This window comes from Jiangella anatolica, from assembly GCF_003236295.1.
Taxonomy (GTDB): domain Bacteria; phylum Actinomycetota; class Actinomycetes; order Jiangellales; family Jiangellaceae; genus Jiangella; species Jiangella anatolica.
The window spans coordinates 77,942-104,526 of record NZ_POTW01000014.1 but is presented as its reverse complement, the minus strand read 5'-3'; the positions used below and the strand labels follow the sequence as shown (position 1 = coordinate 104,526).

The window sequence follows — 26,585 nt, the reverse complement described above, 5'->3', positions numbered from 1 at the left end:
GTCCGGCGTGTATGTGGTGAAGCCGGGCAGCGACAGGCGGAACGCATCGGGTTGGGCGAACGCGCCGGTCGGGACGATGGACGTCGCACTCAGGCCGGCGTTGAGGATGCCGACATCCAGGGGCGAGTCGACGACGCGGGCGAGGGCGTCGTTCGCGCGTCTGGTGCACGCCGACGAGGGCGACGTGACGACGGGTGCGCAGGTGTCGCAGCTGGCCGGGCTGCTGGCGGCGTCGGTGCCGGACGGCAGCGTCGTCCTGGCGCCGGAGGAGGACTTCACGTCGCTGCTGTTCCCGTTCCTGGCCCAGCAGCAGCGCGGGGTCGTCGTGCGGACGGCGCCGGCGGCCCGGCTCGCCGCCGAGATCACCCCGGACGTCGACGTCGTGGCGTTCAGCGTCGTGCAGTCGGCCGACGGCGCGGTGGCCGACGTCGACGGCGTGCTGGCCGCGGCCCGCGCGGCCGGAGCGGTCACCGTCGCCGACGCGACCCAGGCGGTGGGCTGGCTGCCGGTCGACGCGCGGCGGTTCGACGCGCTGCTGGCCGGCGGCTACAAGTGGCAGCTGTCGCCGCGCGGGACGGCGTTCCTGGTGACGACGCCGCAGCTGCGCGGCCGCGTGGTGCCGTCGCAGGCCGGGTGGTGGGCCGGCGAGGATCCGCACGGCTCGTACTACGGCCCACCGCTTCGGCTGGCCGGCGACGCCCGCCGGCTGGACCTGTCGCCGGCCTGGTTCTCGTGGGTCGGCGCGGCGCCGGCGCTGGAGCTGCTGGAGGCGGTGACGATCGAGGCCGTGCACGACTGGAACGTCGGCCTGGCCAACCGGTTCCGCGCCGGGCTGGGGCTGCCGCCGGGCGACTCGGCGATCGTGTCCGTCGACGTGCCGGGCGCGGAGGAGCGGCTGGCGGCGGCCGGCGTCCGGGCGGCGGTGCGCGGCGGCCGGCTGCGGGTGTCGTTCCACCTCTACACGACCGAGGACGACGTCGATCTCGCGGTCGGCGCGCTCACCCGGAGCGGGTGAGGCCCGGCGCGCCCGGTCTCCGTACGGTCGGCGCCATGGAGCAGACGATGGTCAACGTCGACAACTTCGCCCGCGCCGAGACCGAACGCATGTTCCTGGCGCTCCTGCGTGACAGCGGCGGTGTGAACGCCTGGGCGCACCACCGGACACCCACGCCGCTGGACGATCAGCCGGTGATCAGGCAGAACCGCGACACGCTGTACAGCACCGTGCTGGCCGACATCGGCGCCGGCGCCACGCTCACGCTGCCCGACGCTGGCGGCCGATACCTGTCGGCGATGCCGATCAACCAGGACGGCTATGTCAACGACGTGTTCCACGGCGCCGGTGAGCACCGGCTCGACCAGGTCCGCTTCGACACCAGGTACGTGCTGGTGGCGGTCCGTGCACTGGTGGACTCCACCGATCCCGCCGACGTGGCCGAGGTCAACGCGCTGCAGGACCGGATGCGCCTCGACGCGGGCTCCGCCGAGCCGTTCACCCCGCCCGCCTACGACGAGGCCTCGTTCACCGCGACCCGCGAGGCCCTGCTGGCGCTCGCCCGCGGGATCCTCAGCTTCGACCGCGCCTTCGGGGCGCGTGGCGAGGTCGACGCCGTCCGGCACCTCATCGGCACCGCCGCCGGCTGGGGCGGCCTGCCCGACCGTGAGGCGATGTACCTCAACGTCGACCCCGGTCTGCCCGCGTCGGGCGCCTACCGCCTGACGGTCACCGACGTCCCGGTCGACGGCTTCTGGTCGATCTCGCTCTACGGCGCCGACGGGTACTTCCCGCGCGACAGCGGCCCGATGGTGAGCCTCAACGACCGCACGGCCGTGCGCGACGCGGACGGGTCGGTCACCGTCCACTTCGGCGGCGACCCGGGCCTGCCGAACCGGCTGCCGCTCGTGGACGGCTGGAACTACGTCGTGCGCCTCTATCGCCCGCGGGCCGAGATCCTCGACGGCAGCTGGACGTTCCCGCCGGTCACGAGCGTGTGAACGCGGAGCTGTCACACTTATGGCGTTCCATCCGTCCCGTTGTCGGACCCGCCCGGCAGACTGGGCAGGGCACCGCGATCCACAGCATCGGATGGAGAGTCCCATGATCGACATCGACGGTTTCCGCTCGACGCTCACCGGCCGGGCGTACGCGCCCGGCGACGACGGCTACGACGACGTGCGGCAGCCGTGGAACCTGAACATCGACCAGAGCCCGGCCGTCGTGGTGGCGGCCGAGAACGCCGGCGACGTCCAGGCGGCGGTGCGGCTGGCCCGCGACAACGACCTGCCGTTCTCGGTCCTGTCGTCCGGGCACGGCCTGCCCCGCGGCAACGACGGCGTCGTGGTCAACGTCTCCCGCTTCGCCGGCGTCGACGTCGACGCCGCTCGTCAGGTGGCCCGCATCGACGCCGGCGCCCGCTGGCGCGCCGTGCTGGAGGCGGCCGCGCCGGACTCGCTGGCCGGGCTGTCCGGCACCGCGCCGACGGTCGGCGCCGTCGGCTACACCCTCGGCGGCGGGATCGGCCTGCTGCTGCGCCGGTACGGCTTCGCCGCCGACAGCATCGTGGCGGCCGACGTCGTCACCGCCGACGGCTCCCTGGTGCGCGCCGCGGCCGACGAGAACCCCGACCTGCTCTGGGCGCTGAAGGGCGGTGGCGGCAACTTCGGCGTCGTCACGTCGCTGGAGGTACGCCTCTACGAGGTGCCGACGGTCCACAACGGCATGATGATCTACCCGGGCGCGCGGGCCGGCGAGGTGCTGCGCGCGTGGGCCGAGTGGACCAGCGGCGTCTCCGACGACGTCACGTCCGCGGTCATGGTCATGACGTTCCCGCCGCTGCCGGCCGTGCCCGAGCCGCTGCGCGGCCAGCACGTCGCCATGGTGCGGGCCACCGTCGCCGACGGCGACGCGTCCGCCGTCGACGCGCTGCGCGACACGCTCGGCGCCCCGCTGGTCGACCGGTTCGGGCCGCAGACGTACCTGGAGGCGGCGCTGTCGGGCAACGAGCCCACCGACCCCATGCCGACGGCCGGGCGCAGCACGGCGTTCACCGAGCTGTCCGACGCCGCCATCGACGGGCTGATCGAGCTGGTCGCGCCCGGCTCCCCCGTCCCCGGCGTCGACATCCGCCACCTGGGCGGTGCGGCGGCGAAGGACGAGGACAGCCCGCTCTCGCACCGCGACACCCGGTTCGTCGCGGCGGCGAATGCGCTGGCCGCGACGCCGGAGCAGCGGGCCGCGGTCCAGGACCGGCTCGACTCGGGCTTCGCCGCCCTCGCGCCGCACTCGGGACCGGTGGGCGTGTTCAACTTCCTCGCCCCCGGCTCCTCGCCGGAGGTGGTGGAGGCGGCCTTCGCGCCGGCGGCCTACCAGCGGCTGCGCGACGTCAAGCGCACCTGGGACCCGCAGAACGTGTTCCAGTACACGCACAACATCCCGCCGGCGGTTTGAGCCGAGAGGCCCGGGCGGATTGCTGCGCCGGCTCCGCATTTCGTGGCGGAAAAGCGTGCCACGAAATGCTCTTTAGACGCCGGCTCGCATTCCGCCCGGGCCTCTCGGCGCGCCTCTCCCGGCGCGTTACTGGGACTGTTCGGCGGCCTCGGCCGCGGTGAGCCGGGGACGGGCGGCGGCCAGGGTCCGCGCCGCGGGCGAGGCGACGGGGTCCGGCGGGCGCTGGTGGTGCCAGCCGGTCACCGCCTGGTAGGCCGCCCCGACCGAGAGCAGCCGGTCCTCGGCGTACGGGCGGCCGCCGAGGATGGTGCCGATCGGCAGGGCGCCGTCGAAGCCGATCGGCAGCGCCAGCTCCGGCAGCCCGACGATGTCGAACGGCACCGGCGAGGTCTGCACCACGACGTCGCACTGCGAGAACAGGTCGTTCAGCACCCGCTCCAGCAGCACCAGCTTGGCCCGCTGGCCGGTCACGTACTCGTCGGCGCCCATCAGCGCGCCCTGTAGCCAGCTGGTCAGCGACACCCCGAACAGCCGCAGGTCCTGACGCAGGTACGGCAGGAACGGCTCGGCCCGCTCGGGCAGCCGGACGTCGTTGAAGCGGCCGGTGAGCAGGTCCCACTCGTCCGGCAGCGTCACGTCGACCACCGTGGCGCCGGGGATGCCGGCCAGCGTGTCGAGGAACGCGCGCCGGGCGGCCGGCGTCGCTCCCGAGCCCGACGTGAAGCCGGGGATGACGCCGATCCGGGTCGGCCAGCGCAGCTTCAGCCGCTGGCCCTGGTGGACGGGGGTGGCGGCCGCGACGAGGTCCGGCACCGGCGGCAGCCCCTGCGTCCGCGGGTCGTTCGCGTCCTCGCCGGCCATCGCCGACAGCATGATCGCCGCGTCCTTGGCGTCGCGGGCCAGCGGGCCGGGATGGTCGCGCGAGTACGTCAGCGGCACGATCCCGTAGAGCGAGACCCGGCCCATCGTCGGCTTGATGCCGGTGAGGTTCTGCGCGTTCGACGGCGCCGTGATCGAGCCGCCGGTCTGCGTCCCGATGCCCGACGTCGCCAGGCGCCCGGCCACAGCGGTCGCCGTCCCGGTGGAGGAGCCGCCGGGGTTGGTCGACGGGTCCGCCGGGGTCCAGGCGTTCACGGTGGTGACGACGCCGTCGGGCGTCGTCGCGCGGGTGGTCGCCAGCGGCCCCATCTGCGTCTTGCCGAGCACGATGCCGCCGGCCGCCTCGAGCCGGGCCACGGAGGTCGCTGAGAACGGCGGCACGAAGTCGGCGAACACGTAGGAGTTCGCCGTGGTCGCGATCCCCTCCGTGTAGTAGTTGTCCTTGATCGCCAGCGGGATGCCGTGCAGCGGGCCGTGGTAGTGCCCGCGGCGCAGCGCCCGGGCGGCCGCGGCCGCCTGCTCGGCGAGCACCAGGTTGAACGCCTGGTACGTCCCCTCGAACGCCTCGATCCGGGCCAGGTACGCCTCGACCAGCGCCGGCGACGTCAGCTTCCCGGCGCGCAGCTGGTACGCGGCCTCGGCGACGGTCAGCTCCGTGGGGTCCGCGACCGCCTCCGGACGCGGCGCCGTGTAGGCGTCCGGGTGCGGGCCGGTCCGCGACGGCGACGGGCCGGCGAACGCGATCCGCGGCAGCCCGACGGTCCCGGCCACCGCGGCGCCGGCGGACAGCACCGCCGCCCGGGCCAGGAACGAGCGCCGGTCGACGTGGACGTCCTGCGGCTCGCCCGCGCTCATGCGTCCCGCCAGGCGGTGCTGATCGACGGGTACAGCATCGGCGCGGCCTGCTGGGACAGCTCGACGGCCTGGTCGGCGGGGGTGCCGGGCGGCGCCGGGGGCACCCACGCGCTGAGCTGGCCGAGCGACGAGCGAGCGAACGAGCGCAGCGAGGCCAGCACGGACGCCTGGCCGGGCGCGCCGGTCTCCGGGTCCGCGGCGGCGCCGGGCGGAAGCTGGTCCAGGTCGATGCCGACCGCGGCCAGCCGAGCCCGGATCATCACGTCGAGCTCGGCGTCGGTCGGTGGGATGGGCGCCATGTCGCTCCTCAGAGGTCGGGACGAGATCCACGACCACGGTGGTGCCGGGCGATTTCGGCGCGATGTCCCCTATGTCACGTATCGAATATCATCAGCTCGCGCGGGCGCCGGTTCAGCGCCTCGACGCCGTCGGCCGTCGTCACGACGATGTCCTCGATCCGCGCGCCGTACCGGCCGGCGAGGTAGAACCCGGGCTCGACGGAGAACGCCATGCCGGGCTCCAGCGCGGTCGCGTTGCCGGCGACGATGTAGGGGTCCTCGTGTGTTTCCAGGCCGATGCCGTGGCCGGTCCGGTGGATGAAGTAGTCCCCCAGCCCGGCGCCGGCCAGCACGTCCCGCGCCGCCGCGTCGACCGACTCTGCCGTCACGCCCGGCCGGACGTGGTCGACGGCGGCCTGCTGGGCCGCGAGCAGCGCCTCGTACGCCGTGCGGAACTCCTCCGGCGGCGCGCCGGCGGCGTAGGTGCGGGTGGAGTCGGAGCAGTAGCCGGCCGGCGTCGTCCCGCCGATGTCGACGACGACCGGGTCACCGGGCTCGATGACGCGGTCGCTGGTCTCGTGGTGCGGGCTGGCCCCGTTCGGGCCGGACGCGACGATGACGAAGTCGACGCTCGCGTGGCCCTCGGCGACGATCGCCCCGGCGATGTCGCGGCCCACCTCGGCCTCGGTGCGGCCGGGCCGCAGCCACTCGCCCATCCGCGCGTGCACCCGGTCGATCGCGGCCGCCGCGTCGCGCAGCAGCGCCACCTCGTCGGCGGACTTGCGCACCCGCAGCGACGACAGCACCGGACCGGCCGCGACCTGCTCGACGCCGGGCATGGCGGCGCGGAACCGCAGCGCCTTCTCCGCCCACATCTGGTCGTCCAGGCCGACCCGGCGGGCGCCGGGCAGCAGCCCGGCGGCGACCGCGACGGCGTCGTCGGTCTCCTGCCACGAGCGGACCTCCAGCGCCAGCGAGCCGGCGCCGGAGGCGATCGCGGCGGGCTGCTCCAGCGCCGGCACCAGCAGCGTCGCGGTCCCGTCGACCGGCAGCACCAGGCAGGTGAGCCGCTCCAGCGGGATCGCCGCGTAGCCGGTGAGGTAGCGCAGCCCGGCGCCGGGCGTGATCAGCAGCGCGTCCAGGCCGGCGGCGGCAGCGGCGGCCCTGGCCCGGGAGAGACGGTCGTCGGTCATGGTCAGCTCCCGGAGGCGACGGCGATGGACGCGACGATGGCGGCGGTCACCGCGGCCTGGACCTCCTGGACCGCCTTCTTGACGGCGTCGGCGGCCCAGTCGCTCTCGGAGATCTCCTTCGCCCGGCGCTTCACCGCGCGCCGGTCGTCCGACGGCACCGCCTTGCGCAGCCCGTCGACGGCAAGCAACAGGGACACGAGCGCGGCGGTGCGGGGGTCCGGCTCCAGGCCGGTCACCAGCACGTCGTGCAGTCGCTGCCGCAGGGCCGCCTCGTGCGACGCGTCGGCGGCCGGCCAGCGCGTCGTCGGGAAGACCCGCAGCACGGTGCCGGACTGCCGCCGCAGCACACCGCGCTCGGCGAGCCGGCGCAGCAGCCGGTCGCGCAGTCCCTTGCGCAGCGAGCCGAGCACGTTCTTCGGCTTGCGGCCCTCGTCGTCGGCCAGGTCCGCCAGCGCCCGGTCCAGGACGTCGTCGCCGGTCGGCGTCGGGTCGCGCAGCACCAGCCGGTCCTTCTTGACCTGCTCACCCGGCCCGGCCACTGTCACCTTGTCCAGCAGCGACAGCTCCAGCAGCAGGGCGCCGGCCAGCCCGTAGTCCAGGCGGGTCGAGTCGAGGAGCGGTTTGCCCGTTTCGTCGTCATAGGCGAGCAGCACCAGGTCTTCGGCGATCAACACGCTTCGACTCTAGCCGTCGCACTATTAGGGTTTTGGTATGCCTCGACACGCGCATCAGCGCGTCAGCACCCGCCCTCGTCGCAGCGTCGGCGCCACCATCATCGGTGGCATCGGGGAGCTGTTGCTCACCGCGGGCATGCTGGTCCTCCTCTTCGTCGTCTACATCCTCTGGGGCACCGGCATCCAGACCGCGCAGGCGCAGGACCGGCTGGAGGACGAGCTGAGCGTGCAGTGGGGCGAGCTCGGGCCCGACGCGCCGGCGCCCGACCCGGACCTGCTGGCCGACGGCGACGCGTACGGCGTCCTGCGCATCCCCCGGTTCGGCGACGACTGGGAGTTCACCATCGTGCAGGGCGTCCTCGCCGACGACCTCGCCCGCGGCCCCGGCCACTACCCCGACACGGCGAACCCGGGCGAGCTGGGCAACGTCGGCATCGCCGCGCACCGCTCCGGGCACCTGTCGCCGTTCGCCGACTTCCCCGACCTGCGGGTGGGCGACACGATCGAGATCGAGATGGCCGACGGCACCTACGTCTACCAGCTCGACGACGCGCCCGACGGCGACAGCGACGGCAACAAGATCAACATCAGCGACGTCTGGGTGGTCGACCCGGTGCCGGGCGAGCCGCGCGACACCGAGCCGACCGAGCGGCGCATCACACTGACGACGTGCTGGCCGCGCTGGGGCTCGTCGCACCGGATGTACGCCACCGGCACGCTGGTCAGCGGCCCGACCGGCTGAGTGCCGGCTCCGCCACCGGCCGGGGCAGCGCCACGGTGACCGCCAGCGCCACGGCGGCGACGACGCCGAACGCGGCGAAGGCCGGGCCGAAGCCACCGCCGGCGACGAGCACGGCCGCCAGCTGCGCGCCGATCGCGCCGCCCGCGGTCCGGGCGATGGTGTTGACGGCGGTCGCGACGCCGGTGTGCCGCGGCTCGGCGGCGTCGACGACGAGCGTGCCCAGCGCGGCGAAGGCGAGCCCGTAGCCGGCGCCGAGGACCGGCGCCACGAGGCAGAGCTGCCAGAGCTCGTCGTGCGCGAGCGCCAGCACCCCGGCGGAGACTGCTCCGAGGACGGTGCCGGCCCGCAGCGCCCGTCGTCCGCCCAGCCACGGCGCGAGCGGGGTCGCGACCAGCATGGCGGCGACCATCGGCAGCAGCACGACCGCGATCCGCTCCACCGTCACCAGGTGCGGGAGCAGCGTGACCACGCCGAACATCGACGCGCCGATCACGACGGTGACGACGTTCGGCACGGCGGCCGCGGGCCGGGCCAGCAGCCGCAGGTCGACCAGCGGCGCCGGCGCCCGTCGCTCGACGACGGCGAAGGCCGCGAACAGCGCGACCGTCAGCGTCAGCAGCCCGGCCGCCGCGACGGCGCCCCAGTCCCGCGCCCGGCCGACGGCGAGCAGCAGCCCGGCCAGCGCGCCGCCGAGCAGCACCGCGCCCGCGACGTCGACGCGGCCACCGGCGGCGGCCTCGTCCGAGGGCAGCAGCGCCACCAGCACCAGCGCGACGATCCCGAGCGCGAGCAGCGGCCAGAACAACGCGCTCGGGCCGGCCGACGTGAGCAGCGGGCCGGCCGTGACCATGCCGGCCGCGCCGCCGATGCCGAACATCGCCGACAGCAGCCCGACCAGCCCGGGCAGTCGTCCGGCCGGCGCCGCCCGCCGCAGCAGACCGAACGCCAGCGGCAGCACCCCCGCGGACAGGCCGGCCAGCGCCCGTCCGGCCAGCAGCAGCGCGAACGAGGGCGCGAGCGCGCACACCAGCGTCCCCGCGACCAGGCAGCCGAGGCAGGCCAGCGCGATTCGCCGGTAGCCGAACAGGTCGCCGAGCCGGCCGGCGACCGGGGTGGCCACCGCGGCGGCGAGCATGAACGCGGTGAGCGCCCAGGGCGCCGTGGTGCCCGCCACGCCGAACTCGCGGGCGATCTCCGGCAGCGCGACGACGACGATCGTCTGCGCCATGCTCGCGGCGAACCCGGCCACGAGCACCGCGGCGACGGTCACCCGCGCGGCCGCGCGCGGCCCGGTCAGGAGCCGGCGCCGGCAGAGCAGCAGCAGCGCGGACAACCCGGCGGCGACCCACATCACGCATCACCGGCCAGCGCGCGACGAGCCCAGTCCCGGGCCCGTTCGACGTCGCGGGTGGCCAGCGTCGGGCAGCCCCACAACCGGTCCCCCGATTTGCGCTGGGCCACCTCCCCCGGCGCGTTGTCCGGCAGCACGAAGGCCAGGCCGCGGCACCACCGGCTCAGTCCCGGCCGCACCTGCCGAAGCAGCCGCACGCGCGCCAGCGCCTCCTTCCCCCGCGGCGCCGGGCCGGCCGCCGTCAGCACCACCACGGCGGCGAACGGGGTCTCGCGCTCGGCGGCCGAGCGCAGCGCCGACGCGATCGACGCCGGCTCGTCGCCACGCACCTCCAACAGCGGCCATCCGTCCCAGTTCTCCATCACGTCCTCCGAGTTAGGGTAGCCTCACTTAATCACTTGCGGACAGTGTCCGCAAGTAGGGTCGTCGGGTGACGGAACGCCGGCCGTGGGGCAGCCTGGAGCGAACGCAGATCGTCGACGCCGCGATCGCGATCGCGCGCGAGGAAGGGCTCGAGGCGCTCACCGTGCGCCGCCTCGCCGCCGACGTCGGCGCGTCCCGGATGGCGCTGTACCGGCACGTCCCCGACAAGGACGCGCTGCTGGACCTGGTCGCGAACGAGATCGCCGCCCGCTACGTCATACCGGACGACGCCCTGGACGGACCGTGGGACCAGCGGCTGCGCGCGCTCGCCGGCAGCATGCGCACCGTGCTGCGGCAGTATCCCGGGTTCGCCGGCCGGATGATGGACCGTGCCAACGCCGGGCCGGGCGGCGTGCGGATCGCCGAGACCATCGCGGACGTCCTCCTCGCCGCCGGGCTCGGCGCCGAGGCCGCCGCTCGGTACTACCTCATCGTCGTCGACCTCGTGTTCGGGCGGGTGCAACGCGAGCTGACCGGCGACCCGACCGCCCCGCGGCGCAACGCCGGGCTGTTCGAGGCCGCCGAGGCGAGCCCGGACGCGGCGCGGCTGAAGGCGCTGCTGCCCGGCCTGCGCGCCGTCACCGCCGACGAGGTGTTCGCCGCCGAGCTCGACATGCTGGTCGGGGCGATCCGCGCCACGGCATCGGGGCCTCAGTAGGCTGACCGCCATGCCCGGCACCGAGAACCGCCTGATGCTCCTGGACACCGCCTCGCTGTACTTCCGCGCCTTCTTCGGCGTGCCCGAGTCGATCAAGGCCCCCGACGGCTCGCCGGTGAACGCCGTGCGCGGGCTGCTGGACTTCATCGCCCGGCTCACCACCGACCGTCGCCCGGCGCGCCTGGTGGCCTGCCTCGACGCCGACTGGCGCCCGGCGTTCCGGGTCGCGCTGCTGCCGTCGTACAAGGCGCACCGGCTGGCCAACGCCGCGCGCAACATCGAGGAGGTCCCGGCCGCGCTGGAGGCGCAGCTGCCGATCATCTTCGACGTGCTGACGGCGCTGGGCATCGCGCACTTCGGGGTGAAGGGCTTCGAGGCCGACGACGTCATCGGCACGCTCGCCTCCGCCGACCCCGGGCCGGTCGACGTCGTCACCGGGGACCGGGACCTGTTCCAGCTGGTCGACGACGAGCGGGGCGTGCGGATCCTCTACACCGCCCGCGGCGTCGGCCGGCACGAGGTGGTCGACGAGACCGTCGTGGCGACGAAGTACGGGATCCCGGGCCGCTCGTACGCCGACTTCGCGACGCTGCGCGGCGACCCCAGCGACGGCCTGCCGGGCGTCGCCGGCGTCGGCGACAAGACCGCCGGCACGCTGATCACCCGCTTCGGCGGCATCGACGGGCTGCTGGCCGCCGTCGACGACCCCGCCGCCGACCTGTCGCCGACGCTGCGGCGCAAGATCGCCGACGCCCGCGACTACCTCGCCGTCGCGCCCGACGTCGTCAAGGTCCGCCAGGACGTCCCGCTGCCCGAGTACGACGACACGCTACCGACCGCGCCGGCCGACCCGGAGGCGCTGGTCGAGCTGGCGAGCCGGTGGGGCCTGGACTCGTCGCTGAACCGGGTACTCAACGCGTTCAGCCCGGCACCGGCCTGAGGTCGCCCGCCGTTCGCATGCCGTGGCTACTGTGCCTGGATGCGCACCAGCATCCTGGCGTCGGCCGCGGCCGTCGTCCTCCTCGCCGGCTGCTCGGGGTCGGACGACGACGCCGCGAGCTGCGAGTTCGACACCGACGAGTGGAGCAGCCTCGACCCGGCCGACGATGACGAGGGCCGCCGGAGGTCCGAGCTGGCGGACCGGGTGGTCGACTGCGGTCTCCTCGACGGCGCGACCCGGGCGGAGACGGCGCAGCTGCTCGGCGAGGGCGGCGCCGCCGACGCGACGAGCTGGGAGTACACCACCCAGCCGACGATGATCGACTTCGAGCTGCTCGTCGTCGACTTCGGCCCGGACGACACCGTCACCCGGGTCTACTTCAGCCAGAGCTGAGCCTGCCGCTCGGACGAATCACGCCGCGGGGTTCCGTCGTCCGGCACGAACCGGCGCGGGATCACGGGTGATACACCAGGGGCACCAGCATCGGCGACCCTGGAGGCGAGCGTGTCCGACGAACGACGGCGGCCGGTGAAGGTCGGCCTGCTGCTGCCCCACCTCGAGGGCTCGTACCTGGGCGGCACGGCCCGCTGGGCGGACCTGGCCACCCTGGCCCGGACGGCGGAGGACGCCGGCTTCGACTCGCTCTGGCTCGCCGATCACCTGCTGTACCGCATCCCCGACGTGCCACAGTTCGGCGTCACCGAGTGCTGGTCGCTGATGGCCGCACTGGCGGCGGTGACGAACCGGGTCGAGCTCGGGACGCTGGTGACCGTCACGCCGTGGCGCAACCCCGGCCTGTTCGCCAAGATGGTCGACGCCGTCGAGGAGATCAGCGACGGCCGGGTCATCCTCGGGCTCGGCGCGGGCTCGCACGAGCCGGAGTTCCCCGCCTTCGGCTACGACAGCTGGGACCACAAGGTGAGCCGGTTCGAGGAGGAGATCGGCATCATCCACACGCTGCTGCGGACCGGCCGGATCGACCACCAGGGCAGGTTCCACACCCTGCGCGACTGCGAGCTGCGGCCGCGCGGTCCCCGTCCCGGCGGGCCGCCGATCATGGTCGGCGCCGTCAAGCCGCGGATGCTGCGGATCCTGGCCACGTACGCCGACGAGTGGAACCTCCCGTGGCACCAGACCGTCGAGGAGCTGGTGGCGGCCACGCCCAAGGGCGACGAGGCCTGCGCCGCCGCCGGCCGCGACCCGGCGACGCTGAAGAAGTCGGCCTGCCTGCAGGTCGACCTGCCCGACGCCGCGGCCTGGCCCGGCCACGAGCTGCTGCGCTCCGGACGGCGCCGGGCCATCCGCGGCGAGCCGGCCGACGTGGCCGAGACGCTGCGGGGCTACGCCGCCGCCGGTGTGTCGCACATCCAGGTCTGGCTGGACCCCAACACCGTCGACGGCATCGAGTGGTTCGCGGCCGTGCTGGCCGACCTCGACCGAGGCTGAGTCAGCCCGACAGCGTCGCGTATGCCACCACGCCGCGCCGCAGCGCCCCGGCCGCCAGCCGCGCCGTCTCGCGCAGCGGCGTGCCGGCCGCGGCGTCGGCGACCTGGTCCAGCAGGTCCAGCAGCTGCCTGACGGCCCGGACGAAGTCGCCGGCGGCCAGGTCGGCCTCGCGCAGGACGGAGTCCAGCTGGTGCCCGCTGGCCCACCGCCACGCGGCGTGGGTGAAGCCGAGGTCGGGCTCGCGCAGGAAGTCCAGCCGGTGGGTCGACTCGACGTGGTCGAGGTCGCCCCACAGCCGCACCATCTCCGCGAGCACGTCGCGGACCGTGCCGGGCGGCAGGCGCGGCGGGACGGCGTCGTCAGGCTGGCGCGACTCGTACGTGAGCGCGGCGACGGCGGCGGCCAGCTCGGCCGGGTCCAGGCCGGCCCAGACGTCGCGCCGGATGCACTCGGCGGCCAGCAGGTCCAGCTCGCCGTAGAGCCGGGCCAGCCGCCGCCCCGACGGCGTCACGTCGTCGCCGGAGAGGTAGTCCAGGTCCTCCAGCACCCGGCAGACCCGGTCGAACTGGCGGGCGACGGTGTTCGTGCGCGACTCCACCCGGCGCTGCAGCTGGTCGGCCTCGCGGCGAAGCCGCAGCCAGCGCTCGGCCCAGCGGGCGTGCTCCTCGCGGTCCGGGCAGCGGTGGCACGGATGGTCGCGCAGCTGCCGGCGCAGCCGGGCCAGCTCCTCGTCATCGGCCGCGGCGGACCGCCCGCGCCGGCGCCCCTGGTACTGCCGGCCGCCGTCGTCGGGCGCCTTGGCCCGCAGCGATGCGGCCAGGTCGCGCCGCGACGCCGGCACCCGCGGGTTGAACGAGCGCGGAATGCGCAGCTTGGCCAGCGGCTCGACCGCGCTCGGGAAGTCGACCATCGACAGCCGCTTCACCTGCCGGCCCTCGGTGAGGACGGTCGGACGCGGGCCGTCGGAGCCGTGCGGCCCGCCAGGCATGCCCGGGTCGAGCACGACGGCCAGCCCGGCGAACTTGCCGGTCGGGACCCGGATGACGTCGCCCGGGCGGAGCTTCTCCAGCGCCGCCGCGGACGCCGCCCGGCGCTGCGCGGTGCCCTCGCGGGCCAGCTTGGTCTCGCGGTCCTTGATCGCCTGACGCAGCTGGGCGTACTCCTGGAAGTCGCCCTTGTCGCAGGTCATCGCCTCGTGGTAGCCGTCGAGCGCCTCCTCGGCGCGGCGCAGCTGGCGGGCCAGCCCGACGACGGCGCGATCGGCCTGGAACTGCGCGAACGACGACTCCAGGATCTCCCGCGACGCGACCCGGCCGACGCTGCCGACCAGGTTGACCGCCATGTTGTACGACGGCCGGAAGGACGAGCGCAGCGGGAACGTGCGCGTCGACGCGAGCCCGGCGACCGCCGCCGGGTCGAACCCGGGCTGCCACAGGACGACGGCGTGACCCTCGATGTCGATGCCGCGCCGCCCCGCCCGGCCGGTGAGCTGGGTGTACTCCCCCGGCGTGACGTCGGCGTGGGTCTCGCCGTTCCACTTGACCAGCCGCTCCAGCACGACCGTGCGCGCGGGCATGTTGATGCCCAGCGCCAGCGTCTCGGTCGCGAACACGGCCCGGATCAGGCCGCGGACGAACAGCTCCTCGACGACCTCCTTGAACGTCGGCAGCATGCCCGCGTGGTGCGCCGCGATGCCACGCTCCAGCCCATCGGCCCACTCGTGGTAGCCGAGCACGTGCAGGTCGCCCTCGGGGATGCCGTCGGTGCGCTCCTCGATCAGCGCGCGGATCTGCACCCGCTCCTCCGCCGACGTGAGCCGCACGCCGGCGCTCAGGCACTGCTGGACGGCCGCCTCGCAGCCGGCCCGGCTGAACACGAACACGATCGCCGGCAGCAGCCCGGCCGCGTCCAGCTTCTCCAGCACCTCGACCCGGCCCGGCGTGTACGTGCCGCGCGGGCGGCGTGGCGGTCGCCCGCGACCGGCGCGTCCGCCGGGCCGGGAGCCTCTGACGTCGTCGCGCCCGGCCCGCAGCAGCTCGGGGCTGACGACGCGGCGGCCGTCGCCGTCGGACTCGCCCTGCGCGAACAGGTCGTACAGCCGCGACCCGACGAGGACGTGCTGCCACAGCGGGACCGGCCGCTTCTCCTCGACGACGACGTCGGTGTCGCCACGGACCGTCGTCAGCCAGTCGCCGAACTCCTCGGCGTTGGACACGGTCGCCGACAGCGAGATCACGCTCACCGACTCCGGGAGGTTGATGATCACTTCCTCCCAGACGGCGCCGCGGAACCGGTCGGCGAGGTAGTGCACCTCGTCCATGACGACGTAGCTCAGCCCAACCAGTGTGGTGGAGCCGGCGTAGAGCATGTTCCGCAGCACCTCGGTGGTCATGACGACCACGGGCGCCTCGCCATTGACGGTGTTGTCGCCGGTCAGCAGGCCGACCTTGTCCTCGCCGTGCCGTTCGACGAGGTCGTGGTACTTCTGGTTCGACAGCGCCTTGATCGGCGTCGTGTAGAAGCACTTGCGGCCCTCGTGCAGCGCCAGGTGCACGGCGAACTCGCCGACCAGCGTCTTGCCCGCCCCCGTCGGCGCCGCCACCAGCACACCGCGGCCGGCCTCGACGCTGCGGCAGGCGCGCAGCTGGAAGTCGTCGAGCTCGAACCCGTACCCGGCCTGGAACTCCCGCAGCCGCGGGGACGGATCGCGTTGCCGCTCATGCGCTGCCGCGTACCGTTCCGCCGGCGAACTCATGCTGCTACGGTAACCCGCCCGCCGGGGCGTACACCTGCTGGGCGCGCGGAACGACGTCGAACGTGCGCGGCAGCGGGCCGAGCCGCTCGCCGTCGACGTAGGCGGTGATGCCGGGCGCGTCCAGCTTGACCCGCCGGGCCCGGTGGACGGTGACGAAGGGGTACACCGTGTGGGTGCCGTGCTTGACCCGGCGAAACGCCCGGACCAGCGTCGCCCGGCTCACCGGCGCCACCACGACGACGTCGAACACCCCGTCGTCGAGCTCCGCGCCGGGGGTGATGCGCAGCCCGCCGCCGTAGGACGGGATGTTGCCGACGGCGACCAGCATGGCCTCGAGGTCGAGCACCTCGCCGTCGAGCTCCAGGTGGTACGGGATGGGCCGGAAGACGCCCAGCTCGGCGAACGTGGCGAGGTCGTAGCGGCGCGGGCCCTTCGGCCAGCGCATCCGGTTCACCCGGTCGTTCACCTTGGCGTCGAACCCGGCGGCGACGACACCGGCGAACCACTGGCCCTCGGTGCGGCCGAGGTCGACCTCGCGTAGCTGACCGGCGGCGACGACGCCGGCGGCGGCGTCCGGGTCGCGCAGCGGCAGGCCGAGCGCGCGGGCGAAGTCGTTGCCCGTACCGGCCGGGATCACCCCGAACGGGACGCCGGTGCCGGCGACCGCCTGCAGGCCCAGGTGCACCATGCCGTCGCCGCCCACGACGACGAGCGCGCGCACGCCGTCCTCGACGCTCTCCCTGGCCAGGTCGGCTGCCTCGCGTACGTCACGACCGGCCAGCGTCCGCACCGTCAGCCCGGCGGCCATCAGCCGGTGCTCCGCGCGCCGACCGGCCCGGGCGCCACGCCCACGGCCGGCCGACGGGTTGATCAGGAGGGCGAGCTCATCGCCGCTTGTCGTCATCGTCGTCGTCGACGCGGCCCAGCTGGTCCAGCACCTCGTCCGGCGTGGCCTCGTCGTCGGACAGCGCGGTGCCGGTGGCGCGGTCGCGGCGCTTGTCGAGGACGCGGCAGACCAGCACGGCGATCTCGAACAGCACCCACATCGGGACGGCCAGCACCAACAGCGACAGCGGGTCGCCGGTCGGGGTGGCGACGGCGCCGAAGGCGAAGATGCCGACGATGACCCAGCGCCGTGCGACGCCCAGCGTCTCGTGCCGGAGCACGCCGACGGCGTTGAGCAGCACCACGAAGATCGGCAGCAGGAAGCCGATGCCGAACACCAGCACCAGCCGGATCGAGAAGTCCAGATAGCTGTTGAAGTCGACCAGCATCGACGTGTCGCCGGGCGCGAAGTTCTGCATGAACACCATCGCGCGCGGCATCAGCCACATCGCCAGCACGACGCCGAGCCCGAACATCGGGACGGCGGCGCCGAGGACGGCCAGCACCCACTTCTTCTCGTTGCGGTACAGCGCCGGGGTGATGAACGCCCACACCTGGTAGATCCAGACCGGGGCGCCGAACACGATGCCGGTGAGCATGGCGATGCGCAGCGGCACCGTCAGCGGGTCGAGCATCTCGCGGAAGTTCAGGTCCGCGTTGCGGCCGGTCTCCTCGGCCGCCTCGACGAACGGGTCGACCAGGAAGTCGAAGATGCGCTCGCGGAAGATGAAACCGATGATGCCGAACGCGATGACCGCGAGCGCCGACCACATCAGGCGGTTGCGCAGCTCGCGCAGGTGTTCGGTGAGGGTCATGCGGCCCTCGGGGTCACGCTCCGGCTTGGAGCCCTTACCCCGACGGCCGATCACGGTCGCCACGTCGGTCTAGCGAGCGCTGGTCAGGCGTCGCGGCGCGGCTGGTCGTCGGCCTGCGGGGCCGGCTGCTGCTGCGGCGCGGCCTGCTGCTCGACGGCGCGGGGCGCGGGCTGCTGAGCCTGTGCGTTGGTGGCCTCGCCGGTGAGATCGTCGCGCTTGTCGTCCTTGTTGATCAGACCCTCGGTCTCGGACTTGAAGATCTTCAGCGACCGGCCCAGCCCACGGGCAGCCTCCGGCAGCCGCTTGGCCCCGAACAGCAGGAACACTATGGCCAAGACGATGATGAGTTGCCAGGTGCCGATGCTACCCATGGTCAACCTCTTCCTGACGAGGACGTCTCGTCGATGGTACCCGTCGCACTCGCGCGGGCTCCCTGCCGGCCATCATGTGACAGCGCCGGAGACTACTTCAACCTCGATCCTACGGTTTCGTCAAGGTCGTCTTGCAGAGCGTTCATCTCCGTGCCCAGCGCCCCGAGCTTGCGGATCAGCACCCAGGCCGCCCGGACGACCAGCGCGATCGCCCCCACCAGCGCGATGGCGAGGAGGACGAAGAGCCAGACGGCGAGGGCGGACATCTCCTGGAGCCTACCGTTCGCCGTACGCGGACAACGCCTCGCGGGCGGCCGCGGTGACCTCGGCGGCGAGGTCGGCGGGCTCGACCACCCGGCCGGTGCCGCACAGCCGCAGCGCCAGCCGTCGCACCCAGGCGCGGTCGCGGACCCGTAGCCGCAGCCGCAGCTCGCCGCCCGGCCGCTCCTCGGCGGACTCGTACGGGTAGTAGTCGGCCACCCAGCGCCCGGCCGGCGCCAGGTCGAACGTCACGAGCTCGTCGTCGGGCGACGGCTGGAACAGGCCGCCGTCGAGGTCACGGGGCTGCGCCTGGCTGGGCACCTGCGCCGGGACGTCGAGCTCCTTGACGTCGAGCACCCGGTCCAGCCGGAACAGCCGCACCGACTCCGCCCGGTGGCACCAGCCCTCCAGGTAGAGCCGGCCGTCGACCACGACCAGCCGCATCGGGTCGACGTCGCGCTCGGTGGCCTCGTCGCGGGCCGGCACCCAGTAGGACAGGTGCAGCCGGTTCTTCGCGTCCAGCGCGCTGCGCACCGTCGCGGCGACGTCGGCGACCGCGTCGCCGTCGACCTGCACCTGAACGGCCGCGGCCTGCTCGGCGACCTCGCCGGCGGCGTTCTCGAGCTTCGTGATCGCCCGCTCGACGGCGCCGCGCTCGAACGAGCCGGGCACCGAGGCCAGCGTGCGCAGCGCGACGATCAGCGCGACCGCCTCGTCGGTGCGCAGCCGCAGCGGCCGGGCCAGGTAGTCGGCGTTGGAGACGCTGATGATGCCCTCGCCCTCGACCGCCTCCATGTCGACCTCGATGTAGTCGCCCATCTGCAGGCCGGGCAGGCCGGAGAACCAGAGCACCTGCAGGTCGCGGATGACCTGCCGCTCGCTGACGCCGAACAGCGCCGCCACCTCGGAGACCTTCGCGCTGGGGTGCGAGCGCAGGTACGGCAGCATCGACAGCAGCCGGGTGACCTGCGCCTGCGCGCTGTCCGCGCGTCGGGTCGGCGCGGCCGGGCGGGTCGCCGTCCGCTTGCGGGTGGTCTTCTTCGGCGGCGCCTTCTTCGCAGGGCTCACGCCGGCTCCGCGAGGATGGCGCGCAGCCGTTCCACGACCGCGTCGCGCAGTTCCACCGGCTCCGCCGCGACGACGTCGGCGCCGTGGCTGACCAGCTCTTCGGCCAGCGCCTGGTTGCTCGTGTAGGGCACCGTCACCTCGTCCCATCCGGTCATCGCGTCCGTCGCTACGAACGTAGCGCGCCGGCGCAGGCCGTGCCCGCTGCCATGCCGGACCCGGATGAGCGCGTGCAGGACGGGCGAGCGCTCCGGCGGCGCGAGGCTGGCGGCGGCCTCGCGCACCGTCTCGGGCGCCGGGACCTGGTAGCTGCCGGCGTCGCCGTCGGGCCGCACGTCGCCGACGATGCGCGACATGCGGAACATCCGCGCGGCGTCGCGGCCGGTGTCGTGGCCCACCACGTACCAGCGGCCGTGCCAGGACAGTACGCTCCACGGCTGCAGATGCCGCTCCAGCGGCTCGGACGTGGAGCTCTTGCGGTGCAGGAACGTGACCGGGCGGCGGTCGCGGACGGCCTCCCACAGCGGCCAGAAGGCCGGCTCCTCTCCCCCGACGCGCGGCTCGACCGCGCCCAGCGAGCCGGTGTCGGCCTCGACGCCGACGGCCTGCAGCTTCAGGACGGCGGTGCTGGACGCCTCGGACAGGTAGGTGTGCTGCCAGACCCGGGCGGCCAGCCCGACGACGGCCGCCTCGTCCGGCTCCAGCCGGATCTCCGGCAGCTCGAACTCGTGGCGCAGGATGCGGTAGCCGGGCTCCTCGTCGCCGAGCGGGTCGAAGCCGCCGGTCTCGATCGGGATGCCGACCTCGCGCAACTCCTCCTTGTCACGCTCGAACATACGTTCGAAGGCGTCGTCACTCTGGTCCCCGTACCCCCCGACGACCTCGCGGATCCGGCTCTTCGGCACGTATCCGCGCGCGACGAGCAAACAGATGACGAGGTTCATCAGCCGCTCGCTCTTGGCCGCCTGCGACACGCCTACCCCCAATCCCTTGCCAGCGCGAGACTAGCCAATGGCTAGTCTCAACGCGTGATCCGCTGGCGAAACGGTGTGGTGAAAACAGTAGACGCCTCGTGGGCCGGCGCGACGCAGCTGCGTGTCGAGGTCGACGGGCAGCAGGTGCGGGCGCTGGCCTACGACGGGCTCGTGGGGCAGCCGCGCCCCGGCGACATCGTCGTGCTGAACACGACCGCGCTGACCATGGGGCTGGGCACGGGCGGCTACGCGCTGGTCGTCGCCGTGCCGAACCGGCTGCCGCCGGACCCCGAGCCGGGCCCCGGGCACCTGGTGAAGGCCCGCTACACGCCCCTGCAGGCCACCGTCCTCGGCGCCGACGAGCAGGACTCGGAGTGGCACGAGGTGCTGCGCGAGGCCGACGATCTCGAGGGACTGCCCGTGGTGACGGCGGACCTGCACTCGGCGCTGCCGGCGATCCTGGCCGGCCTGACGACCTCGGCGGCCTTCCCAGCCGAGGTCCGGGTGGTCTACGTCATGACCGACGGCGGCGCGCTGCCGCTGTGGTTCAGCCGGACGGCGGCGGCGCTGCGCGAGGCCGGCTGGCTGGCCGGCACCGTCACCACCGGCCAGGCCTTCGGGGGCGACCTGGAGGCGGTGACGCTGCACACCGGCCTGCTGGCGGCCAAGCACGTGCTGGAGGCCGACGTCGTCGTCGTCACCCAAGGGCCGGGGAACCTCGGCACCGGCACCCGCTGGGGCTTCTCGGGCGTCGCCTGCGGCGAGGCCGTCAACGCCACGGTGGTCCTGGGTGGGCGGCCGATCGGGTCGCTGCGGGTCAGCTCGGCCGACCCCCGGGCCCGGCACCACGGCGTGTCGCACCACAGCCTGACGGCGTACGGCAAGGTCGCGCTGGCGCCCGCGGACATCGTCGTGCCGGACCTGCCCGGGGAGTTCGGCGAGAAGGTCCGCACCCAGGCGGCCCGGCTGGACGGCCGCCACCACCTCGTCACCGTCTCCGTCGACGGCCTGGCCGAGGCGCTGGCCGAGTCTCCCGTCGAGCTGTCGACGATGGGCCGCGGCCTCGACGACGACGGCGCCTACTTCCTCGCCGCGGCCGCCGCCGGCCGGCACGCCGGCAACCTGCTCAAGCACGACGGCTGAGGCGGCCTCAGCTCGTCGGGGTGGCCGTCTCCTCCGGCTCGGCGGTGCCGGTCTCCTCCGGCTCGGCGGTGCCGGTCTCCTCCAGCGTGGGGGCGTCGGCGCCGGCCAGCCGTGGGTCGTCGGCCGGCACCGGGCCGACGGTGGCGGCCACCTCCAGCGGGTCCAGCCCTTCGGCGACGATGAGCGTGGCCATCACGCCGTCCGCCGGCGACCACACCAGGTGCTCCGGGCCGCGCAGCACGGCCGGCCGGCCGCCGAAGTCGACGATCCGGTCACCGGTCAGTCCCCAGCCGTAGATGCTGCCCGACGCGGCGGTCTGGACGGTGAGGGACCCCTGCGGGCCCGAGACCTCCCAGGTGTACTGGGTCGACCGCGCGGGACTCGGCTCGCCCGCATAGTCCAGCCCCACGGCGGCCGGCCAGTCACCGAGGTCGACGGCGCCGTCGGTCAGGGTCGCGGTGGCCGCCAGTTCCGCCAGCTCCGCGTCGGTGAAGCCGTCCGCGTCGACCCGCAGCTGCTGGCCGTCCGGCAGCAGCCAGGCGAGGTCGCGGCGGCCCGCCTCGTCGTCCTCCGGTCCCGGCACCAGCGTGCCCGGCGCCGTCCCGGCCGGCACGATGCCGGCCGGCTCGGGTCCGGTCACGGTGGCGAGGCGCACGATGACGCCGTCGGCGTCGACGCCGGCCACACTCACCTCGCCGCGGCTGCACGGGCCGGTCTCCATCCGTGGCCAGGCCTGGTCGACGTCCAGCCGCTCGTCGTGCCACAGCAGCCGGACCTCGTCCGGCAGGTCGGCCGGGGTGATCTGGTAGCCGTAGCCGGGCTGGTGCTCGCAGTCCGCGCCGACCCCGGTCGGCAGGTCCGACGGCACCGACGCGGCGGGCTCGGGCGGCGCCACCGTCGACGTTCCGGAGCCGCCGCCGAGCAGCGGCACCACGCCGGAGACCACGGCCGCCGCCGTCAGGACCGAGGCCGCGCCCACCTGGACACGATGCCTGCGCAGCCGCCGGCGGCCACCGTCGCGGGCGCGGCGCACTACATCGGCCCCGGGGTCCACGGACGCCGTCGCGGCCGTCAGGGCGGCGCGCAGGGCGTTCTCGTCGTGGGTCATGACTTCTCCTCCGAATTGACTCGCGTGTCGTCGATGGCCGGCAGGACCGTCCGCAGCCGGGCCAGGCCGCGTGACGTCTGGCTCTTCACGGTGCCGACGGAGCAGCCCATGGCGACCGCGGTGTCGGCCTCCGAGAGGTCGGCGAAGAACCGCAGCACCACGACCGCCCGCTGCCGCGCGGTCAGCGTCCGCAGCGCCGCCACGATGACGGCGCGCTCGTGCAGCGCCTCGGTGGCGTCGCCGCGGTGGTCGGGCGGGTCGTGCTCGGTGCCGAGGGCGGCCTCCTTCGGCCGCCGCGACCGCATCCGCCAGCGGTTCATCGCCTGCCGAGTCAGCGCCCGGTGCGCGTACGCAGCCGGGTCGGTGACCCGCGGCCAGGCCACGTACAGCCGCTCGTACACGTCCTGGACCAGGTCCTCGGCGAGGCCACGGTCACCTGTCAGCAGGTAGGCCGAGCGGAGCAGCCGCCCGGACCATCCGGCCACGAACTCGTCGAACCCGTCGTTGCGCACACCCCTCCTGACACCGGTCCTGCCGGAAAGGTTGCCCGGACGCGCGAACTCCCGCCACCCCGGGCACGGGGTGACGGGAGTTCGGGTGTGTCGTCTACTTGACGTCGAGCAGGTCGATGACGAAGACCAGCGTCTTGCCGGAGAGCCGGTGACCGCCGCCGGCCGGGCCGTAGGCCTGCGCCGGCGGGACGACCAGCTGACGGCGCCCGCCCACGCGCATGCCGGGGATGCCGTCCTGCCAGCCCTTGATCAGGCCCTGCAGCGGGAACTCGATCGGCGCGCCGCGGTTCCACGACGCGTCGAACTCCTCGCCGGACTCGAACTCCACACCCAGGTAGTGGACGAGGACGGTGGCGCCCGGTGTGGCCTCCTTGCCGTCACCGACGGTGAGGTCGGAGATCTGCAGGTCCGTCGGGGCGTCGCCGCCGACGAAGTCGATCTCGGGTCGTTCCAGTCCCATCAGAAGCTCCCGATGACGTCGATGACCAGCACCAGCGGCGTGCCCGCGGTGCCGTCCTGGTTGGCGTTGTCCGCGGCCGAGATGCGGCTGACGACGCGGCTGCCGACGGTGGCGCCGGTGAGCGCCTCGGCGAGGCCGGGGATGCCGGCCAGCTGCTCGGCCGCCAGCGTCAGCGGCGCCTGGCCCTCGTCCCACGTCGTGATGACGTCGGCGCCGTCGGGGTAGGACGCCTGCACCATGTTGACCACGAGGTTCGTGCCCAGCTCCCCGCCGTCGCCGGTGATGGTGAGCGTCGAGTCCGACGTCTCCGGCGGGGTGGCGCCCTCGAAGGAGAGCGTCGGCGCGGCGCCGTCCTCGCCGTCGGTGACGGTGGGCAGGCCCTCGGGCAGGTCGGCGACCGGCTCACCGGAGGCGTGCGCCGTCGGGTCGATCGAGTCGACGATGTCGACCACGAACACCAGCGTGTCGTTCTGCAGGTCGTGGCCGTCCTGGTCGCCGTAGCCCTGGTCCGGCGGGATCGACAGCAGCACGCGCGAGCCGACGTGCTGGCCGGTGAGCCCGTCCTTCCAGCCCGGGATGACCTGGTTCAGCGAGAAGCTGGCCGCGGCGCCACGGTCGTAGGAGTTGTCGAAGACGTACGGCTCGGCCTCGCCGGAGTCGGCGGACGGGTCCGCGCTGGCCTCGTCGGTCGGGCTGGCCGCGCCGCCGACGTCGCCCTCAGCCGGGGTCTCGGTCTCGGCGGGCGTCTCGGCGGGCGGCTCCTCGGCCGGGGGCTGCTCGGCGGCCGGCGGCCGCGGCTCCCAGGTCTGGCCCAGGTAGTTCGCGACGACGACGTCGTTCTCGCCGACCTCGCGCCCGTCGCCCTCGGTCAGGACCTCGATCTGCAGGTCCTCCGGCGGGTCCTCGTCGGGGATGGTGAGCGTCGGCTTCTCACCGGCTGCGCCGGAGACCTCGACGCCCAGGTCCGACGTGGTGGTCGAGTCGTCGTCGCCGCCGCCGTCGTCACCCCCACACGCCGAGAGCGCGAGGGCGGATGACACGATCAGAGCGGCCAGAGCCTGTCGTCTGCGCACGGTGAACTAGTCCTTCATCTCTTCGCGGGCTGTCTGTTCCGTCAAAGCGGCAACCCTAACCGCTGCACCTGAGAACTGCCTGAACGGGCTGCGGCTGGCAGCTTACGCTCACATGCCTTCGATGAGGCGGGCCACCCGCTCGTCGACGGAACGGAACGGGTCCTTGCACAGGACGGTCCGTTGTGCCTGGTCGTTCAGCTTGAGATGGACCCAGTCGACGGTGAAGTCGCGGCGGCGCTCCTGGGCGCGCTTGATGAACTCGCCGCGCAGCTTCGCCCGTGTCGTCTGCGGCGGAACCGACTTGGCCTCGAAGATCTCCACGTCGCGGGCGACCCGCTGCACCTGGCCGCGCTTCTCCAGCAGGTAGTACAGGCCGCGGCCACGGTGGATGTCGTGGTAGGCGAGGTCGAGCTGGGCGACCCGCGGGTGGGTCAGCGTCATGTTGTGCTTGGCCCGGTAGCGCTCGATGAGGCGGTACTTCGTCACCCAGTCGATCTCGCCCTCGACCAGCGAGAGGTCGGCGGAGTCGACGGCCTTGATGGTGCGCTCCCACAGCTCCAGCACCCGCTGGATGGCCGGGGTGGCCAGCTCGCGCCGCTCGACGAAGTCGCGGGCCTTGGTGAAGTACTCCTCCTGGATCTCCAGCGCGGACGCCTCGCGGCCGCCGGCCAGCCGGACCTTGCGGCGGCCGGTGAGGTCGTGGCTGATCTCGCGGATCGCCCGGATCGGGTTCTCCAGCGTCATGTCGCGCAGGCCGACGCCGGCCTCGATCATGCGCAGCACCAGATCGGTCGCGCCGACCTTGAGCAGCGTCGTGCACTCGTTCATGTTGGAGTCGCCGACGATGACGTGCAGCCGGCGGTACCGCTCGGCGTCGGAGTGCGGCTCGTCGCGGGTGTTGATGATCGGCCGGCTGCGGGTGGTGGCGCTGGAGACGCCCTCCCAGATGTGCTCGGCCCGCTGGCTGACGGCGAACACCGCGCCCCGCGGCGTCTGCAGCACCTTGCCGGCGCCGCAGATGATCTGCCGGGTGACCAGGAACGGGATCAGGATGTCGGCCAGCCGGGAGAACTCGCCGTGCCGGCCGACCAGGTAGTTCTCGTGGCAGCCGTAGGAGTTGCCGGCGGAGTCGGTGTTGTTCTTGAACAGGTAGACGTCGCCGGCGATGCCCTCTTCGGCCAGCCGCTTCTCCGCGTCGACCAGCAGCCCCTCGAGGACCCGCTCACCGGCCTTGTCGTGGGTGACGAGGTCGATGATGCTGTCGCACTCGGGCGTGGCGTACTCGGGGTGGCTGCCGACGTCGAGGTACAGGCGCGCGCCGTTGGAGAGGAAGACGTTGCTGCTGCGGCCCCACGTGACGACCCGGCGGAAGAGGTAGCGGGCGACCTCGTCGGGCGACAGTCGCCGCTGCCCGCGGAACGTGCACGTGACGCCGTACTCGTTCTCGAGACCGAAGATGCGGCGATCCATGGTCTGAGCCTAGTCGCCCGAACCGTCGGAATCGGCCGGTGCGGAGGTCTCGGAACCGCCACGGTCGAGCAACGAGTCCAGGACCGGCCCCGTCAGCCGCCGGAACGTGCGCCGGGGCCGCTCCCGGTCCAGCACCGCGACCTCCAGCGATGACGGCGCCAGCCGCCGCGGCTCGTCGGTGTCGCGGCCCAGCGCGTCGACGGCCAGCCGCAGCGACCCCTCCAGCGACGCGCCGGCGGTGAAGTGCTCGGAGACGTAGCGGCCGACCTGCTCGGCGGCGCCGCCCATGACGGAGAACCCGTCGTCGGCGGCCACCGAGCCGTCGTAGGTGATGCGGTAGATCTGGTCGGTCTCGAGGGTGTGCCCGACCTCGGCCACGACCAGCTCGACCTCGTACGGCTTCGGGTCCTGGGTGAAGATCGTCCCCAGCGTCTGCGCGTACACATTGGCCAGCGCCCGCCCGGACACGTCGACCCGGTCGTAGGAGTAGCCGCGCAGGTCGGCCAGCCGCACCCCGGCCTGGCGCAGGTTCTCGAACTCGTTGTACTTGCCGACCGCGGCGAACGCGATGCGGTCGTAGATCTCGCTGATCTTGTGCAGCGACGGCGACGGGCTCTCGGCGGCGAACAGGATGCCACCCGCGTACTGGATCACGATGACCGACCGGCCGCGGGCGATGCCCTTGCGGGCGTAGTCGGCCCGGTCCTTCATGATCTGCTCGGGCGAGACGTATCCGAACTGCATCGACACCGATGGTTCCTCTCGTGCGGGCTCTGGTGCTCTTCGGGGGTGCGGTTGTGACGCGG

28 protein-coding genes are annotated in these 26,585 nt (G+C 73.7%); 9 read left to right on the top strand and 19 right to left on the bottom strand.

What is annotated here, in order from left to right:
* From C1I92_RS08315 to C1I92_RS08305, 3 genes are all read left to right on the top strand, one after another.
* The coding region (locus C1I92_RS08315) for an aminotransferase class V-fold PLP-dependent enzyme (RefSeq protein ID WP_111254201.1) at nt 1-1,015 on the top strand (1,015 nt) is incomplete at its 5' end.
* A gap of 35 nt (nt 1,016-1,050) precedes the next feature.
* Nucleotides 1,051-1,995 carry a DUF1214 domain-containing protein gene (locus tag C1I92_RS08310; protein WP_111254187.1) on the top strand — a complete coding sequence of 315 codons (945 nt, stop codon included), beginning with the start codon at nt 1,051-1,053 and terminating at the stop codon, nt 1,993-1,995.
* A gap of 103 nt (nt 1,996-2,098) precedes the next feature.
* Nucleotides 2,099-3,448 carry an FAD-binding oxidoreductase gene (locus C1I92_RS08305; RefSeq protein ID WP_158564048.1) on the top strand — a complete coding sequence of 450 codons (1,350 nt, stop codon included), beginning with the start codon at nt 2,099-2,101 and terminating at the stop codon, nt 3,446-3,448.
* A 126-nt stretch (nt 3,449-3,574) separates the two neighbouring features.
* Here the strand turns inward: C1I92_RS08305 and C1I92_RS08300 are convergent, their stop codons facing one another.
* The 4 genes from C1I92_RS08300 to C1I92_RS08285 form a co-directional block, all read right to left on the bottom strand.
* A complete protein-coding gene (locus C1I92_RS08300) occupies nt 3,575-5,182 on the bottom strand; it encodes an amidase (protein WP_111254185.1) in 1,608 nt (535 codons plus the stop codon).
* On the bottom strand, nt 5,179-5,481 hold the full coding sequence (locus C1I92_RS08295) for a hypothetical protein (protein ID WP_111254184.1): 303 nt from the start codon (nt 5,479-5,481) through the stop codon (nt 5,179-5,181). The genes C1I92_RS08300 and C1I92_RS08295 overlap by 4 nt, the downstream gene beginning before the upstream one ends.
* A gap of 74 nt (nt 5,482-5,555) precedes the next feature.
* Nucleotides 5,556-6,653: a M24 family metallopeptidase gene (locus tag C1I92_RS08290; RefSeq protein WP_111254183.1), complete on the bottom strand. Its 1,098-nt coding sequence runs from the start codon at nt 6,651-6,653 to the stop codon at nt 5,556-5,558.
* A 2-nt stretch (nt 6,654-6,655) separates the two neighbouring features.
* Nucleotides 6,656-7,327, bottom strand: a complete 672-nt coding sequence (locus C1I92_RS08285) for a GOLPH3/VPS74 family protein (RefSeq protein WP_111254182.1) — start codon at nt 7,325-7,327, stop codon at nt 6,656-6,658.
* Nucleotides 7,328-7,364: 37 nt separating this feature from the next.
* On the opposite strand from C1I92_RS08285, the gene C1I92_RS08280 reads away from it, so the two are divergent.
* Nucleotides 7,365-8,069: a class E sortase gene (locus tag C1I92_RS08280; RefSeq protein WP_111254181.1), complete on the top strand. Its 705-nt coding sequence runs from the start codon at nt 7,365-7,367 to the stop codon at nt 8,067-8,069.
* Here C1I92_RS08280 and C1I92_RS08275 read toward each other — a convergent pair.
* Both C1I92_RS08275 and C1I92_RS08270 read right to left on the bottom strand, forming a co-directional pair.
* The gene (locus C1I92_RS08275) at nt 8,050-9,420 is read right to left on the bottom strand and encodes an MFS transporter (protein WP_111254180.1); all 1,371 of its coding nucleotides are present in this window, start codon (nt 9,418-9,420) and stop codon (nt 8,050-8,052) included. The two genes, C1I92_RS08280 and C1I92_RS08275, sit on opposite strands and share 20 nt — an antisense overlap.
* Nucleotides 9,420-9,782 carry a hypothetical protein gene (locus C1I92_RS08270; RefSeq protein ID WP_199521056.1) on the bottom strand — a complete coding sequence of 121 codons (363 nt, stop codon included), beginning with the start codon at nt 9,780-9,782 and terminating at the stop codon, nt 9,420-9,422. The genes C1I92_RS08275 and C1I92_RS08270 overlap by 1 nt, the downstream gene beginning before the upstream one ends.
* Before the next feature lie 68 nt (nt 9,783-9,850).
* Between C1I92_RS08270 and C1I92_RS08265 the strand changes: the two genes are divergently transcribed.
* The 4 genes from C1I92_RS08265 (at nt 9,851) to C1I92_RS08250 (ending at nt 12,887) form a co-directional block, all read left to right on the top strand.
* Complete coding sequence (locus C1I92_RS08265; protein WP_111254179.1) at nt 9,851-10,501, top strand: TetR/AcrR family transcriptional regulator; 651 nt, start codon at nt 9,851-9,853, stop codon at nt 10,499-10,501.
* A gap of 10 nt (nt 10,502-10,511) precedes the next feature.
* Nucleotides 10,512-11,441: a 5'-3' exonuclease gene (locus C1I92_RS08260; protein WP_111254178.1), complete on the top strand. Its 930-nt coding sequence runs from the start codon at nt 10,512-10,514 to the stop codon at nt 11,439-11,441.
* 39 nt (nt 11,442-11,480) lie between these two features.
* Nucleotides 11,481-11,834 (top strand): hypothetical protein, encoded by a 354-nt coding sequence (locus tag C1I92_RS08255; protein ID WP_111254177.1) that lies wholly within the window; start codon nt 11,481-11,483, stop codon nt 11,832-11,834.
* A gap of 111 nt (nt 11,835-11,945) precedes the next feature.
* Nucleotides 11,946-12,887, top strand: a complete 942-nt coding sequence (locus tag C1I92_RS08250; protein ID WP_158564047.1) for an LLM class flavin-dependent oxidoreductase — start codon at nt 11,946-11,948, stop codon at nt 12,885-12,887.
* 1 nt (nt 12,888) lies between these two features.
* Here C1I92_RS08250 and C1I92_RS08245 read toward each other — a convergent pair whose 3' ends face one another.
* The 7 genes from C1I92_RS08245 to C1I92_RS08220 form a co-directional block, all read right to left on the bottom strand.
* On the bottom strand, nt 12,889-15,642 hold the full coding sequence (locus C1I92_RS08245) for a DEAD/DEAH box helicase (RefSeq protein WP_111254175.1): 2,754 nt from the start codon (nt 15,640-15,642) through the stop codon (nt 12,889-12,891).
* A 4-nt stretch (nt 15,643-15,646) separates the two neighbouring features.
* On the bottom strand, nt 15,647-16,546 hold the full coding sequence (locus C1I92_RS08240) for a diacylglycerol kinase (protein WP_111254174.1): 900 nt from the start codon (nt 16,544-16,546) through the stop codon (nt 15,647-15,649).
* Nucleotides 16,527-17,342 carry a twin-arginine translocase subunit TatC gene (gene tatC, locus C1I92_RS08235; protein ID WP_111254173.1) on the bottom strand — a complete coding sequence of 272 codons (816 nt, stop codon included), beginning with the start codon at nt 17,340-17,342 and terminating at the stop codon, nt 16,527-16,529. Before tatC ends, C1I92_RS08240 begins: the two co-directional genes overlap by 20 nt.
* Nucleotides 17,343-17,425: 83 nt before the next feature.
* Nucleotides 17,426-17,713, bottom strand: coding sequence for a Sec-independent protein translocase subunit TatA (gene tatA, locus C1I92_RS08230; RefSeq protein ID WP_111254172.1), 288 nt, complete (start codon nt 17,711-17,713; stop codon nt 17,426-17,428).
* A 92-nt stretch (nt 17,714-17,805) separates the two neighbouring features.
* On the bottom strand, nt 17,806-17,979 hold the full coding sequence (locus tag C1I92_RS33705; protein WP_158564046.1) for a hypothetical protein: 174 nt from the start codon (nt 17,977-17,979) through the stop codon (nt 17,806-17,808).
* Between the two features lie 10 nt (nt 17,980-17,989).
* Complete coding sequence (locus C1I92_RS08225) at nt 17,990-19,042, bottom strand: helix-turn-helix transcriptional regulator (RefSeq protein WP_199521055.1); 1,053 nt, start codon at nt 19,040-19,042, stop codon at nt 17,990-17,992.
* Entirely contained in the window at nt 19,039-20,013 is a 975-nt protein-coding gene (locus C1I92_RS08220) for a helix-turn-helix transcriptional regulator (RefSeq protein ID WP_199521054.1), read from the bottom strand. Before C1I92_RS08220 ends, C1I92_RS08225 begins: the two co-directional genes overlap by 4 nt.
* 54 nt (nt 20,014-20,067) lie before the next feature.
* Between C1I92_RS08220 and C1I92_RS08215 the strand changes: the two genes are divergently transcribed.
* Entirely contained in the window at nt 20,068-21,156 is a 1,089-nt protein-coding gene (locus C1I92_RS08215) for a DUF3866 family protein (protein ID WP_111254171.1), read from the top strand.
* A gap of 7 nt (nt 21,157-21,163) precedes the next feature.
* Here the strand turns inward: C1I92_RS08215 and C1I92_RS33700 are convergent, their stop codons facing one another.
* The 6 genes from C1I92_RS33700 to prcA form a co-directional block, all read right to left on the bottom strand.
* Entirely contained in the window at nt 21,164-22,264 is a 1,101-nt protein-coding gene (locus C1I92_RS33700; protein WP_158564045.1) for a hypothetical protein, read from the bottom strand.
* Nucleotides 22,261-22,776 carry a SigE family RNA polymerase sigma factor gene (locus tag C1I92_RS08205; RefSeq protein WP_111254170.1) on the bottom strand — a complete coding sequence of 172 codons (516 nt, stop codon included), beginning with the start codon at nt 22,774-22,776 and terminating at the stop codon, nt 22,261-22,263. The genes C1I92_RS33700 and C1I92_RS08205 overlap by 4 nt, the downstream gene beginning before the upstream one ends.
* 94 nt (nt 22,777-22,870) lie before the next feature.
* Nucleotides 22,871-23,230 (bottom strand): FKBP-type peptidyl-prolyl cis-trans isomerase, encoded by a 360-nt coding sequence (locus C1I92_RS08200; RefSeq protein ID WP_111254197.1) that lies wholly within the window; start codon nt 23,228-23,230, stop codon nt 22,871-22,873.
* A 5-nt stretch (nt 23,231-23,235) separates the two neighbouring features.
* Nucleotides 23,236-24,309: an FKBP-type peptidyl-prolyl cis-trans isomerase gene (locus C1I92_RS08195; protein ID WP_146605062.1), complete on the bottom strand. Its 1,074-nt coding sequence runs from the start codon at nt 24,307-24,309 to the stop codon at nt 23,236-23,238.
* Between the two features lie 108 nt (nt 24,310-24,417).
* Nucleotides 24,418-25,779, bottom strand: a complete 1,362-nt coding sequence (pafA, locus tag C1I92_RS08190; protein WP_111254168.1) for a Pup--protein ligase — start codon at nt 25,777-25,779, stop codon at nt 24,418-24,420.
* Nucleotides 25,780-25,788: 9 nt separating this feature from the next.
* A complete protein-coding gene (gene prcA, locus C1I92_RS08185) occupies nt 25,789-26,529 on the bottom strand; it encodes a proteasome subunit alpha (RefSeq protein WP_111254167.1) in 741 nt (246 codons plus the stop codon).
* Between the last annotated feature and the right edge of the window lie 56 nt (nt 26,530-26,585).